The organism is Haemophilus haemolyticus (assembly GCF_003493685.1).
GTDB classification, from domain to species: Bacteria; Pseudomonadota; Gammaproteobacteria; order Enterobacterales; family Pasteurellaceae; genus Haemophilus; species Haemophilus haemolyticus_O.
Map to the genome: position 1 here is coordinate 181,444 of NZ_QQJW01000001.1, position 14,476 is coordinate 195,919.

Sequence of the window (14,476 nt, forward strand, 5' to 3'; positions counted from 1 at the left end):
TATTATTTTTTCTCTTCTGCTTTAGCAGGTGCTGCTTTTTCACTAGCAGGAATAGATTTTAACACTTCTTCTGTGATGTCTTTACCCTCTACCGCAAATACAACTGAATTTGCATCAAGCACATAAGTATAACCTTTCGCTTTTGCTAAATTATTTGTAGCAGTTTGAATATTATCTAATAATTTACCACGCTCTTCTGCTTGACGTTTTTCATTTTGCGCTTGGAACTCTTGAACTTTTTTATCTTGTTCCTGCATTAATTTTTGTAATTCAGCATCTTCAGCCGCGCCTAATTTATTAATTTCTTCTTGGCGTTTTTGAATATCTGCTTGACGTAAGCGAGGTGCATCTTTTTCTAAAGCCGCAACTTTTGCTTCTACTTTTTTACGAGCAGCTGCAATTTTATCATCAACTTCTTTTTTGCTTGCTGCTAATTTTTCAGCTACAGGTTTAAATTCAGCATCGAGTTTATCCGCTACAGCTTGACGGTCTGGGTGATGTTGAAAAATATAACCTGCATTAATGAAAGCAATTTTTTCTTCAGCTGCAGCATAGCCTGAAGCAAGTGCGATACCTAAAGCAAGTGCGGTTACTTTTGCGATGTTTTTCATTTGATAAAGATCCTTAATTAAATTGTGGTTAGTTTAGTATTTTCTCTGCCTAACAAAATTAGGCAGAGAATGCTATCTTTGACATTCGAATGATGAAAAAAGTTCAATCTAATTAGAAAGAACCACCAATACTAAATTGGAACTGTTCTACATCATCATTTTCATATTTTTTGATCGGTTTGGCATAAGAGAATACCAATGGCCCAATAGGGGATTGCCATTGGAAGCCTACACCCGCAGAGGCACGAACACGACTAACTTTTCCATAATCGGGTAAGCTTTTCAATACATTGTTATCTAACCCACTCTTATCCGATTTCCATTTAGTATTCCAAACACTTGCCGCATCAACAAATAAGGAAGTTCGGACTGTATTTTGGCTCTTATCGCTCACAAACGGTGTTGGTACAATAAGTTCTGCGCTCGCAGTTGTGATTGCATTACCACCAATCACATCAGAACTGATCTTATTAAAATTACCATGTTGATCGGCATAAATTGCATTAGGTCCAATACTACCATAAGCAAAACCACGTAATGAACCAATGCCACCAGCTGTATAAGTTTGATAGAACGGTAAACGCTTGTTTCCAAAACCATTTGCATATCCTGCAGATGCTTTTGCAGATATAACCCAACGGTGATCTCTGTCTAATGGATAGAAACCTTGTACATCTGCACTTAGTTTGTAGTATTTGTTATCCGAACCTGGAATTGTAACTCGTCCACCAAGACTTGCTTTTACCCCTTTAGTTGGGAAATATCCCCTATTAAGGCTGTTATAGTTCCAACCAAAAGAAAAATCAAAGTCACTGGTTTTGATTGAATTTCCATTAAAATTCATGGAATCAAGATATAACTCACGGTTATATTCTGGAGCAAAGTTACTAATCTTATTATAAGTATAACCTAATCCAACATAGTAAGAGTTATTTTCATTTACAGGGAAACCTAAAGTGACATTACCACCGTAAGTCGTACGTTTATAATTAGAAGATGTATCACTTTTAGAGTTATCATAGTTTTCAAAGAAAACATTTCCACCAAGACTTACGCCATCTTTAGTAAAATAAGGTTCGGTATAACCCAAATTGACACTCGTACCATAATCATTTTTCGTACCAGCTATACTTACTGCTGCCCCTGTTCCCAAGAAATTATCTTGTTTAACACTAGCTTGATAGCTAATACCACTTTCTGTACCGTAACCAATACCAAAGTTGATACTACCTGTATTACGCTCTTTAACTTTATACACCACATCTACTTCGTCATCAGTGCCTTTTACAGGATCAATTCGATTTTCTACGGTTTCGAAGAATCCTGTACGATCTAAACGGATTTTACCTAACTCAACTAATTGCGAGTTATACCACGCCCCCTCTTGTTGGCGCATTTCTTGACGTAAAGTACTATCTGCTGAAACAGTATTTCCTTCAAAGCGTAGTTGACGAACAGTTAAACGTCGACCAGCATCAACAACAAAAGTAATTGCTAAGGTTTTATTCGCATCATCAAAATCAGGTACAGCATTCACCGTTGCACTACCGTAACCACGTTCACCCAATTTTGCTTTAATCGCATTTTCAACATCTGCGATATCGCTACGACGGAAAGTGTCATTTAAATGTAATGAAGAAAGCAAAGGTTCAAGTTCAGAAGCCATACCGCCCACATTACCAACTATACGAGCACTACGAAGGTCATACTGTAAACCTTCATTTACATCAATGGTTACATTCACTTTCGTTTTTTCATCATTTAGCTGAACATCAGTTTTAGTGATTTGTGCTTTGGCATAACCATTATTTAAATAATAATCACGAATTGACTGTAAATCTTTCTCGAACTGAGCGCCTTCAAATTTATTACCCCATAATTTCCACCAAGAATCAGGTTGTAATTCCATTTGCTCTTGCAACGTGCTGCTACTAACAGATTCATTACCATTGAAAGTTAATGATGCTAATTTTGCAGTATCATCTTCATTGATCTGAATTAAAATTTCAGCACGATTATTTGGTAACGTATTGACAATAGGTTCAACTGTTGCGTTATAGCGACCTACACTTGCATAGTGCTCTTTTACACTTTTGGCAAATTCATTTAATTTTTCTCGAATTAAAACATCACCAACTTTAAAACCGTTAGCATCTAAGTTTTGTTTAAGTGCTTCAGTTGGAATAACAGAGTTACCTTTGATTTTAACATCTGAAATGATCGATTTAGCCACAACGCTAACAACAAGCACATCGCCTTCTTGATGCGCATTCACATCATCGAATCGACCACTTACGAATAAAGAGCGGACAATATTAGCCACATCATTGTCAGTCACACGCTGACCGGCACGAACAGGTAGACTTGCTCGGATTTGTTGTTCTAAGTCGCCTTGAACACCATCCACACGAATATCTTTTGCCACAAAAGGTGCGGCAAACACAGTCGTTGTCGTACCGAATAATAAACTTGCGATTAGAAGTTTTTTCATCGATTGTATCCTATATAAATTATAGACGTAAAAAATCATTAAATAATGCAAACACCGTTAAGCTTAATAACAGTGCTGCGCCAATTCGATAACAGATGCTTTGCACCCGCTCAGAAACAGGTTTTCCTTTAACAGCTTCCATTGCTAAAAAAACTAAATGACCACCATCTAATACAGGCAATGGGAATAAATTCATAATGCCTAAATTAACACTAATCAATGCCATAAAACTTAAAAAATACACCAATCCAATATTAGCGGATGCACCAGCACCTTTTGCAATAGAAATCGGACCGCTTAAATTGTTTAATGACAAATCACCCGTGATTAACTTTCCTAACACCTTCAAGGTTAACACAGAAAGTTGGCCAGTCTTTTCAATGCCTTTTTGCAAAGAGTTAAGAATATCATATTTTAATTCAGTACGATATTCATCAGATAATTTTACGAAAGTTGGGCTTAAACCTACAAACCATTTTCCACTCTGATTACGCACTGGAGTAATAATTTTGTCAAGCGTTTCCCCATTACGTTCAACTTTAATAGAAAAAGATTCGCCTTGTTCGACCTGTTTTATAAAATCTTGCCAAGGAAGTGCGGTTAAATTTTCTTTTAAAATTTTATCACCGATTTGTAAACCTGCTTTCTCAGCTGGAGAATCTTGAACAACTTTAGAAAGCACCATTTCAACTTTAGGACGCATAGGCATAATCCCTAATGCCTCAAACGCACTTTCTTTTTCAGGATCAAAAGTCCAATTTGTCAAATTTAAAGTACGTTGTTGTTCAACATTAGAACCGAAAGGAGAAAGGGTAATCTCAACATTAGACTCTCCCATTTTTGTGGCAAGTAGCATATTGATGGTTTCCCAATCTTGAGTTTCTTCGCCATCAACCGCTAGAATTTGTGTATTGGGTTCAATATGCGCTTGTGCCGCGATTGAACTTGGCGTTATCGATTCAATTACAGGTTTAACACTTGGCATTCCATAAAGGTAGATGACCCAATAGGCAAAAATCGCGAAAATAAAATTCGCCAAAGGGCCTGCAATAATCACAAATGCGCGTTGTAATACGCTTTTACTGTCAAATGCTTGTGGCTTTTGTTCAGCTGGAACCGCTTCATTATGTCCATCAAGCATTTTTACATAGCCGCCTAAAGGAATCATTGAAACCGCAAATTCTGTACCATGCTTATCAATACGTTTCCAAATTACCTTACCAAAGCCGATTGAAAAACGATGGACTTTTATACCGCACTTTCTAGCAGCCCAAAAGTGACCATATTCGTGAACGGATACTAATACCGCAATAGCAATGATAAAAGAACCTAGCGACCACAAAAATGACATTCAAAATCCTTATAACACAAAGAAATAGAAGTAGCTGAAAAAAGGTACTGCGGCAGTCAAGCTATCAATGCGATCTAATACACCACCATGCCCCGGAATTAATTGACTGCTGTCTTTAACTCCTGACTCACGTTTAAACATACTTTCAGTTAAATCACCCAATACCGAAATTGCAACTGTTGCAACGGAAAGAATAACGAATCCAGTGATATTTCGCTCACCAACTAAAGCATCGCCAGAGAAATGAATAAATACAAAAGCAAGCACTAACGCAGTAATTAAGCCACCAACAACGCCTTCCCAGCTTTTACCTGGTGAAACTTTTGGCGCAAGTTTACGTTTACCAAATGCGCGTCCGCTAAAATAAGCACCAGAATCAGCCGCCCAAACAAGCACAAACACGTAAAGTAATAAAAATAAGCCGTGATAAGGATCATTGTTATAGTGTTCTAAACGTAAACGTAATACACCCGCGATAAATGGAATTAAAGTAGAAAAGGCAAATAAAAGCTGTAAAAGAGGATTTTTAGACCAAAATTTAGCTGATTTAGGATAACTCACTACAAGCAATAAAGCTAAAATCCACCAACCAACAGCATTCATCAATAAAAGCTGAAGATGCTGTTCAAACACACGACCTGCATCTAAATAGTTGCCCTCAGTATAGAGCCATAAAAAAATAAAGGCACCTAAAAAAGCAGCAACACAAAAACGCGCTAAAGGCTGTTTAAGGCGAGCAAACTGAGTCCATTCCCAAACGCCTAAAGTCGCCACAGCACCTAACGCGAGGGCAAAATAAAAAGGCGTGAATAAAAATAGCGCACATAACACCGCTGCGATTAACACAATGGCAGATAAAACTCGTTGTTTAAGCATAATTTTAATCCATTTATTGAATTATTCTGTCCCACCAAAACGGCGATGACGTTGTTGATAACAGGCGATGGCGCGGTTAAATTCCGCCTCATCAAAATCTGGCCACAGCACATCGGAAAAATAAAGTTCCGCATATGCAATTTGCCATAATAAAAAATTACTAATTCGTTGTTCACCACTGGTACGAATCAATAGATCCACTTGTGGTTCATCTTGTGTAACCAAATGACGCTGAAAAGTAATTTCATCAATCTCTTCAACGCTCATTTCATTATTTTTTACTTTTTCTGCGAGTTGTTTTGTCGCTTGAACAATATCCCAACAACCGCCGTAATTTGCAGCAATATTAAGGGTAAGTGCGGTATTTTTTTCTGTTAAATTTTCCGCTTTTGCAATTTTTTCTTGTAAAGATTCACTAAAACGAGATACATCACCAATAATTTTCAAACGAATATTATTTTTATGTAATTTTTTCACTTCACGATCTAAAGCTTGCATAAAAAGCGTCATTAACGCGCTGACTTCTTGCTCAGGTCGATTCCAATTTTCACTACTAAAGGCATAAAGTGTAAGAAAATTTACTCCAGTTTGGCGAGCATAACTTACCGCACGGCGAACTGCAGATACGCCATTGGTATGGCCAAAAATGCGCATTTTATTTTTCTGTTTTGCCCACCGCCCATTACCATCCATAATAATGGCAACGTGTTTTGGAATATTGTTTTGATCGAGTTCTATCATTATTTTTATTATAAAAAGATCCCTATAAATTCGGCTGTGAACTATATCATAAGTTGTATTTGCTTGCTATGGATTAGCGAGCCCTAATCCACACTTTATTTTTTACATAATTCATTTTTATAATAAAGAAAAATAAACAAAACGAAGAATTTATGTCTGCGATTGAACAAAATAAAGACGGTATTAGATTAAGAATATTCTTACAGCCAAAAGCCAGTAAAGATCATATTGCTGGCATTCACGATGATGAATTAAAAATTACCATTACTGCGCCACCCATTGATGGTCAAGCAAATGCTCATTTATTGAAATTTTTAAGTAAATCCTTCAAAGTGCCCAAAAGCAGTATTATTTTAGAAAAAGGGGAATTGAGCCGACACAAACAAGTTTGGATTCCTGAACCCAAATTAATTCCAAAAGAAATTCAAAATCTATTGTAAAAACAAAGAAAAAAATCACCGTACTTTGGTCTCATACCCTATCAATTTATGCCGTTTTACGGTATTCTATGCCACATTTTCTATTGTCAAAATGCTGCAAAAGTGCGGTTAAAATTTAAGGTGATTTTATGCAAGAACAATATCGCCCCGATATGATCGAACCAAAGGTTCAACAATATTGGGCAGAAAATAAAGTTTTCAAAGCAATCAAAGACGAATCTAAAGAAAAATATTACTGTCTTTCTATGTTCCCATATCCTTCTGGTCGCCTGCATATGGGGCATGTGCGCAACTACACTATTGGTGATGTAATTTCTCGTTATCAACGCATGCTAGGCAAAAACGTATTACAACCATTTGGTTGGGATGCTTTCGGCTTACCGGCGGAAGGGGCCGCAATCAAAAATAAAACTGCGCCTGCTAAATGGACGTACGAAAACATTGCCTACATGAAAAAACAACTTCAGCTTTTAGGCTTTGGTTTCGACTGGGATCGTGAAATCGCAACCTGTAAACCAGAATACTACAAATGGGAACAATGGTTCTTCACTGAGCTTTACAAAAAAGGCTTGGTGTATAAAAAAACCTCAACCGTAAACTGGTGTCCGAACGATGAAACCGTACTCGCAAACGAGCAAGTACACGAAGGTTGTTGCTGGCGTTGTGATACACCTGTGGAACAAAAAGAAATCCCACAATGGTTTATCAAAATTACTGACTATGCAGAGCAATTATTAGGTGGTTTAGATACCCTTCCACAATGGCCTGACATGGTAAAAACCATGCAGCGAAACTGGATCGGTCGTTCTGAAGGGGTAGAAATTACCTTTGATGTTGCAGATACCAACGAAAAAGTAGCGGTTTACACCACGCGTCCAGATACCTTTTACGGCGTAAGTTATTTAGGGATTGCGGCAGCACATCCATTAGCAAGTTTAGCGGCTCAAAATAATCCTGAATTAGCCGCCTTTATCCAAGAAGCGAAAAACGCCAAAGTAGCAGAAGCTGATCTTGCAACAATGGAGAAAAAAGGAATGGCAACAGGCTTATTTGCCATTCATCCATTGACAGGTGAAAAATTACCAATTTGGATTGCGAATTTCGTGTTAATGCATTACGGTGCTGGCGCGGTAATGGCGGTTCCAGCTCACGACCAACGTGACTTTGAATTTGCTCAAAAATACAGTTTGCCAATTAAACAAGTGATCGCACCGCTTTCAGATGAAGAAATTGATTTAACCAAACAAGCTTTCGTTGAGCACGGTAAATTAGTGAACTCAGCTGAGTTTGATGGTTTAGATTTTGATAGCGCTTTCAACGGCATTGCAGATAAATTAGAAAAATTAGGCGTTGGAAAACGTCAAGTTAATTACCGTTTACGTGACTGGGGCGTTTCTCGCCAACGTTATTGGGGTACGCCAATTCCGATGCTAACCCTTGAAAATGGCGATGTAGTACCTGCACCAATGGAAGATTTACCCATTATTCTGCCTGAAGATGTGGTAATGGATGGCGTAAAAAGTCCAATTAAAGCAGATCCTAACTGGGCAAAAACAACCTTTAACGGCGCACCAGCGTTAAAAGAAACGGATACCTTTGATACCTTTATGGAATCCTCTTGGTATTACGCACGCTACACTTGTCCACAATATCAAAATGGCATGCTAGATGCGGAAGAAGCAAACTATTGGTTACCAGTGGATCAATATATCGGTGGTATTGAACACGCAACAATGCACTTGCTCTACTTCCGTTTCTTCCACAAATTATTACGCGATGCAGGATTTGTAACTAGTGACGAACCAGCCGATAAATTATTGTGTCAAGGTATGGTGCTTGCAGATGCCTTCTACTACACAAGTCCAACCAATGAGCGTATTTGGATAAGTCCAACACAGGTGACTCTTGAACGTGATGAAAAAGGCAGAATTGTTAAAGCCACCGATCCTGAAGGACGTGAATTAGTCCACAGTGGCATGACAAAAATGTCGAAATCCAAAAATAACGGTATTGACCCACAAGAAATGGTAGAAAAATATGGTGCCGATACTGTTCGTCTGTTTATGATGTTTGCCTCTCCAGCAGAAATGACCTTGGAATGGCAAGAATCTGGCGTAGAAGGTGCGAAACGTTTCTTAGGGCGTGTTTGGAATTTGGTATATCAATATCAACAAAATCCAGCAAAAACTAGCCTAGATCTCACCGCACTTTCAGCCGCGCAAAAAGCGCTTCGTCGTGAAGTACATAAAACCATTGCGAAAGTGAGCGATGATATTGGTCGCCGTCAAACATTTAATACTGCGATTGCAGCCGTAATGGAATTGATGAATAAATTGACCAAAGCATCTTTAGAAAGCGATCAAGATCGTGCTGTCATGGCGGAAGCATTAAGTGCAGTTGTTCGTATGCTTTATCCAATTACGCCACATATCTGCTTTGAATTATGGCAAGCGCTAGGAAATGAAAGCAACATCGATACCGCTGAATGGGTGAAAGCTGATGAAGCCGCAATGGTAGAAGATGAAAAACTCATTGTTGTGCAAGTAAATGGCAAAGTTCGCGGAAAAGTAACTGTTCCTGCAACATCTTCAGAAGAAGAAATTAAAGCAGCAGCTAAAGCAGATCCTAATGTTGCAAAATTCCTTGATGGAAAAGAAATTCTTAAAGAAATCTATATTCCATTAAAAATGTTGAATTTTGTGGTTAAACCATAATCCGTAGAATCTGTGGAATATTGATATTTCACAGATTCTATCTTTATTAGTGTATGGATTTTAAATTCATACACTCCACAATAAAGGTAATTTTTATGATTAAATCAATCAAAGCGTTGTTTATTGTAGCAAGCATTACCGCGCTTTCTGCTTGCGGCTGGCATTTTCAAAATGGTACATTAATCCCACAAGAATTACGTACCCTTACCTTTGAAAGCCCTGATCCATACAGCGAAATGTCAGTGGCGATGCGTAATCAACTACAAGCAAACAACATTCAACTCGTAAATTCGACTCAAGGCATTCCTGTTTTACGCATCAATAAATTCCGCGAAAATGATGAAGTCGCCTCCGTCTTTAAACGCGGACGCGAAGCTGAAAAAGTATTGATGTTAGAAGTGGAAGCAAGCATTCGTTTAGCGAATGGTGAAAGCCACCCAATCACGGCAAAAGTCAACCGCACTTTCTTTGATAACTCTCGCGCAGCATTAGCGAAATCCGCCGAACGAGAAGTAATTTGGAATGATATGCGAGAACAAGCTGCACGTCAGCTCATTACTAAAATAGTTGCATTAGAAAAACAAGTGAAAAACAAATAATGAATCGCATCTTCCCAGAGCAACTTAATCAACATCTTTCCCAACGTTTAGCCAAAGTTTACTTTTTGGTAGGGCAAGATCCATTGTTACTGAGTGAAAGTGAAGATGCCATTTATAAAACAGCCAACCAACAAGGATTCAATGAGAAAAATAACATTCAAATTGATAGCCAAACTGACTGGGCACAACTCATAGAATCCTGTCAGTCCATGGGATTGTTTTTTAATAAACAAGTCATGGTATTAAATTTACCTGAAAATTTCACCGCACTTTTACAGAAAAATCTGCAAGAATTTATTTCGGTTCTACATGACGATATCTTGCTGATTTTACAAATTGCAAAGCTAGCAAAAGTAAATGAAAACCAAGCATGGTTTATTGAACTAAACCAATATGAAACCAGTGCGATTCTTGTAAATTGCCAAACGCCTACAGCTGAAAATCTCCCTCGTTGGGTAAAAAATCGTACCAAAATGATGGGATTAGAAGCTGATGATGAAGCAATCCAACAACTTTGTTATTGTTATGAAAACAATCTGCTCGCACTCAAGCAAACTTTGCAGCTTTTAGATTTACTTCATCCCGATCATAAACTTAACTACAATCGAGTAATTAGCGTAGTCGAACAATCCTCAATTTTTACACCATTTCAATGGATTGATGCTTTGTTAATGGGAAAACCAAATCGCGCTAAACGTATTTTAAAAGGTTTACAAGCTGAAGATGTGCAACCTGTTATTTTATTACGCACACTACAGCGAGAATTATTTACGTTGCTTCAACTTACAAAACCACAGCAACGAATTATGACAACGGAAAAACTTCCAATTCAACAAATTAAGACTGAATTTGACCGTCTAAAAATCTGGCAAAATCGCCGACCGCTCTTTTTAAGTGCGATTCAACGTTTAACCTACCAAAAGCTCTACGAAATTATCCAAGAACTCGCCAATATTGAACGTCTTGCTAAACAAGAATTTAGCGATGAAGTGTGGATTAAACTCGCTGATTTGTCTGTGAAAATTTGTTTGTAATCGCTATTGTTTTTTTTGCACTAAAATGGTATAATAAAATGCCACATCGGCAATGACTTATTAATTAACTTTCGTGAGGATATCATGATGAAAAAAACACTAGCTACACTTATTTTAATGGGATTTGGTTTTTCAGCTTCTGCAGCTGATTTGTCTGCAAGTTGTAAAACTTATTTTGCTGAAATTGATTCTTTCTTAGCATCAATGCCAGTTGCGCAAGCAAATGCGATGAAAGCTCAATATGAATCAAGCAAACAACAATTTGCATCAATGCCCGTAGCGGCACAGGATCAGGCTTGTAATCAAGCGGCAGAGCAACTTAAACAAATGAAAGCCGCAATGCCGAAATAATTTGAAAAAATCAATAGATGTTATATAAACCCTAGTCTGACTAGGGTTTTATTTTATGGAATGGAGAGCTTCATTCAATAAGCGATGAATTAATTTAGCATTAGCTGGTGGGAACTGTCCCGCATCCAATGCGCGTTGCTCAACCCAAAAACCTTCTTGCCTTTCTCGCCCAAAAGGCTCACCAATCCATTCATCTACGACATAAAAGAAAAAAGAAATAATCTTTGTTGGATATTCAAATTGGAAGCGTTCGTAAAGTTCAGCATTTAATACAACAATGCCAATTTCCTCTTCCAATTCACGTTTTAAAGCCTGTTCTGGAGTTTCTCCCGCATCCACTTTTCCACCAGGAAATTCTAAAGATTGGGCAAAATCCTGTCCTTCTAAACGCTGCGTTAAATAGATCTGCCCAAACTCATTACGAATAATCCCCGCAGCAACTTGTATAATTTTTTTATCCATTTCTTCTATCCAATAGCACATATGAAAAAAGTGCGGTGAAAAATCACCGCACTTTGGCTAATCATTAATGGCGAGCAGCACGACTGCCATGACAATGCTTATATTTTTTACCAGAACCACAAGGACAAGGCTCATTGCGTCCAATGCGACGATCTGAATAATCTTCAGAATCTGAATTTTGGATTGCCTGACCATTTTCATCCACAGGTAAATTATTTTGATTGATACGAGCAGCCATTTCTTGACGAGCTCGTTCAGCTTCTTCCATTTCTTCTTGAGTACGCACACGTACACGCGTTAACGTCGTGATAACGTGATGTTTTAAAGAATCTAACATTTCCGTAAACATGCGGAAAGATTCTTTTTTATACTCTTGTTTTGGATCTTTTTGCGCATAACCGCGTAAATGAATACCTTGGCGTAAATAATCCATCGCAGCTAAGTGTTCTTTCCAAAGCTCATCTAAAGTTTGCAACATGACACCTTTTTCAAAGTTACGCATGGTTTCTTCACCAGCCAGTGCTTCTTTTTCTTTATATTCTTTTTCGGCGACTTCTACAATGCGTTCACGCAAGTTTTCTTCATGCAGATTATTATCTTCTTCCAGCCAATGAGAAATTGGTAATTCCATACCAAACTCTTGAGCTAAACGTTCCTCAAGCCCTTTAATATCCCATTGTTCTTCCAAAGATTGCGGTGGAATATATTGATCAATCACACTATTAAATACATCGTGGCGAATGGCGTTGATAGTTTCAGAAATATCATCATTATCAAGCAAATAATTGCGTTGCTCATAAATGGCATGACGTTGGTCATTTGCCACGTCATCATATTCAAGTAGGTTTTTACGACCATCGAAATGGAAGGCCTCAACTTTTGCTTGAGCAGATGCAATCACTTTCGCCAACATTTTCGATTCCATAGCCTCACCAGGCACGGTGAACGCTTTACGCATTAAATTGAGTTTACCTTCATTCAAATAAATGCGCATTAAGCCATCTTCCAAAGAAAGATAGAAACGAGAAGATCCTGGGTCACCTTGACGACCAGAACGACCGCGCAACTGGTTATCGATACGGCGAGATTCATGACGCTCTGTACCGATAATATGCAAACCACCTGCTTTCATTACAATCTCGTGGTTCTTTTCCCACTCAGCTTTAAGCGCTTCAATTTGTTCTTGAGTTGGATTTTCTAATTTAGCAGCCTGCGCTTTCCAGTTACCACCAAGGATAATATCCGTACCGCGACCCGCCATATTCGTTGCGATAGTCACCGCACCAGGATAACCAGCTTCTGCCACGATTTCCGCTTCTTGTTGGTGAAATTTCGCATTCAATACATTATGTTTGATGCCCTCTTTATCTAAAGCCTTAGATAATTCTTCTGATTTTTCTACTGAAATCGTCCCCACTAACACTGGTTGCTGGCGTTCTACACAATCTTTGATATCTTCAATAATTGCATTAAATTTATACTGTTCATTTTCAAACATCACATCGGTACGATCATCACGAATCATTGGACGGTTTGTTGGAATCACAACTGTTTCCAAGCCGTAAATTTGCTGGAACTCAAACGCTTCGGTATCCGCCGTTCCCGTCATACCGGCAAGACGCTCATATAAACGGAAATAGTTTTGGTAAGAGATTGACGCAACAGTTTGGTTTTCACTCTTAATTTCAACCCCTTCTTTTGCCTCAATGGCTTGATGTAAACCATCTGACCAACGACGCCCTGCCATTGTTCGACCAGTGTGCTCATCAACAATCACGATTTCACCATCTTTCACAATGTAATCGACATCTTTTTCAAACAATGTGTGCGCACGCAAGGCAGCCATAACATGGTGAAGTAATACAATTCGACCTGGAGAATACAAAGAATCACCCTCGGGCATTAAACCTTGCGCAATCAACCAATCTTCCACTTTTTCTTGTCCACGTTCAGTTAAGTGCGCCTGTTTAGATTTAAGATCTAAAGTAAAATCACCTTCACCTTGGTATTCTTCTGTATCTTCTTTTTCTTGCTTAATTAAGTTTGGAATCAGTTTATTGACTGCAATATAAAGCGCAGAACTGTCTTCAGCTTGACCAGAAATAATCAACGGCGTACGTGCTTCATCGATTAAGATAGAATCCACTTCATCCACCAGCGCATAGCCTAAAGTACGTTGGAAACGCTCTTCTTTTGAGTGAGCTAAGTTGTCACGTAAGTAATCAAAACCAAGTTCACTATTGGTTGCATAAGTAATATCTGCTGCATAAGCTGCACGTTTTTCTTCAGGCGGTAAACCAGGAATATTTACGCCTACACTCATGCCCAAAAATTCAAATAACGGACGGTTTGTTTCTGCATCTCGGCGAGCAAGATAATCATTCACCGTAACAACATGAACGCCTTTACCTTCAAGTGCGATTAAATAACAAGGCAAAGTCGCAGTTAATGTTTTACCTTCACCAGTACGCATTTCTGCGATACAGCGGTTAGTCAAGACCATCCCACCAATAAGCTGCACATCAAAATGGCGCATACCAAGCACGCGCTTACTTGCTTCACGTACCGTTGCGAATGCTTCTGGTAAAATTTGTTGCAAAGTTTCACCCGCACTTAAACGTTGACGGAATTCATCTGTTTTTGCACGAAGTTGTTCATCTGTGAGGGATTCAAACTCAGGTTCTAATTTATTGATTTTTGCAACTTGTTTTCTTAATTTACGTAAAATACGGTCGTTACGGCTGCCAAAAATTTTTGTTAAAATGCTCATAATTTCTCTTTTTAAATATATAAGTTAAATAGCTAA

The 14,476-nt window shown here is 38.3% G+C and carries 12 protein-coding genes; 5 read left to right on the plus strand and 7 right to left on the minus strand.

Annotation, left to right across the window (positions count from 1 at the left end; translation table 11 throughout):
- Positions 1-2: 2 nt before the first annotated feature.
- The 5 genes from DV434_RS00930 to uppS all read right to left on the minus strand — a co-directional run bounded on the left by DV434_RS00930 (position 3) and on the right by uppS (position 6,070).
- Entirely contained in the window at positions 3-611 is a 609-nt protein-coding gene (locus DV434_RS00930) for an OmpH/Skp family outer membrane protein (RefSeq protein WP_118784890.1), read from the minus strand.
- 112 nt (positions 612-723) lie between these two features.
- Positions 724-3,102 (minus strand): outer membrane protein assembly factor BamA, encoded by a 2,379-nt coding sequence (bamA, locus tag DV434_RS00935; RefSeq protein ID WP_114908706.1) that lies wholly within the window; start codon positions 3,100-3,102, stop codon positions 724-726.
- 19 nt (positions 3,103-3,121) lie between these two features.
- Complete coding sequence (rseP, locus tag DV434_RS00940) at positions 3,122-4,453, minus strand: sigma E protease regulator RseP (protein ID WP_114908707.1); 1,332 nt, start codon at positions 4,451-4,453, stop codon at positions 3,122-3,124.
- Between the two features lie 9 nt (positions 4,454-4,462).
- Positions 4,463-5,329: a phosphatidate cytidylyltransferase gene (locus DV434_RS00945; protein ID WP_114908708.1), complete on the minus strand. Its 867-nt coding sequence runs from the start codon at positions 5,327-5,329 to the stop codon at positions 4,463-4,465.
- 21 nt (positions 5,330-5,350) lie between these two features.
- A complete protein-coding gene (gene uppS, locus DV434_RS00950) occupies positions 5,351-6,070 on the minus strand; it encodes a polyprenyl diphosphate synthase (protein WP_114908709.1) in 720 nt (239 codons plus the stop codon).
- 152 nt (positions 6,071-6,222) lie between these two features.
- On the opposite strand from uppS, the gene yggU reads away from it, so the two are divergent.
- The 5 genes from yggU to DV434_RS00975 all read left to right on the plus strand — a co-directional run bounded on the left by yggU (position 6,223) and on the right by DV434_RS00975 (position 11,208).
- Positions 6,223-6,510, plus strand: coding sequence for a DUF167 family protein YggU (gene yggU / locus DV434_RS00955; protein ID WP_046942215.1), 288 nt, complete (start codon positions 6,223-6,225; stop codon positions 6,508-6,510).
- 128 nt (positions 6,511-6,638) lie between these two features.
- Positions 6,639-9,224: a leucine--tRNA ligase gene (gene leuS, locus DV434_RS00960; RefSeq protein ID WP_118784889.1), complete on the plus strand. Its 2,586-nt coding sequence runs from the start codon at positions 6,639-6,641 to the stop codon at positions 9,222-9,224.
- A 95-nt stretch (positions 9,225-9,319) separates the two neighbouring features.
- On the plus strand, positions 9,320-9,823 hold the full coding sequence (locus DV434_RS00965; RefSeq protein ID WP_118784888.1) for an LPS-assembly lipoprotein LptE: 504 nt from the start codon (positions 9,320-9,322) through the stop codon (positions 9,821-9,823).
- Positions 9,823-10,857: a DNA polymerase III subunit delta gene (gene holA / locus DV434_RS00970; protein WP_118784887.1), complete on the plus strand. Its 1,035-nt coding sequence runs from the start codon at positions 9,823-9,825 to the stop codon at positions 10,855-10,857. Before DV434_RS00965 ends, holA begins: the two co-directional genes overlap by 1 nt.
- A gap of 87 nt (positions 10,858-10,944) precedes the next feature.
- Positions 10,945-11,208: a DUF5339 domain-containing protein gene (locus tag DV434_RS00975; protein WP_239992746.1), complete on the plus strand. Its 264-nt coding sequence runs from the start codon at positions 10,945-10,947 to the stop codon at positions 11,206-11,208.
- Positions 11,209-11,256: 48 nt separating this feature from the next.
- Here the strand turns inward: DV434_RS00975 and mutT are convergent, their stop codons facing one another.
- Positions 11,257-11,670, minus strand: coding sequence for an 8-oxo-dGTP diphosphatase MutT (gene mutT, locus DV434_RS00980; RefSeq protein WP_118784885.1), 414 nt, complete (start codon positions 11,668-11,670; stop codon positions 11,257-11,259).
- Between the two features lie 64 nt (positions 11,671-11,734).
- The gene (secA, locus tag DV434_RS00985) at positions 11,735-14,440 is read right to left on the minus strand and encodes a preprotein translocase subunit SecA (protein WP_118784884.1); all 2,706 of its coding nucleotides are present in this window, start codon (positions 14,438-14,440) and stop codon (positions 11,735-11,737) included.
- Positions 14,441-14,476 lie beyond the last annotated feature (36 nt).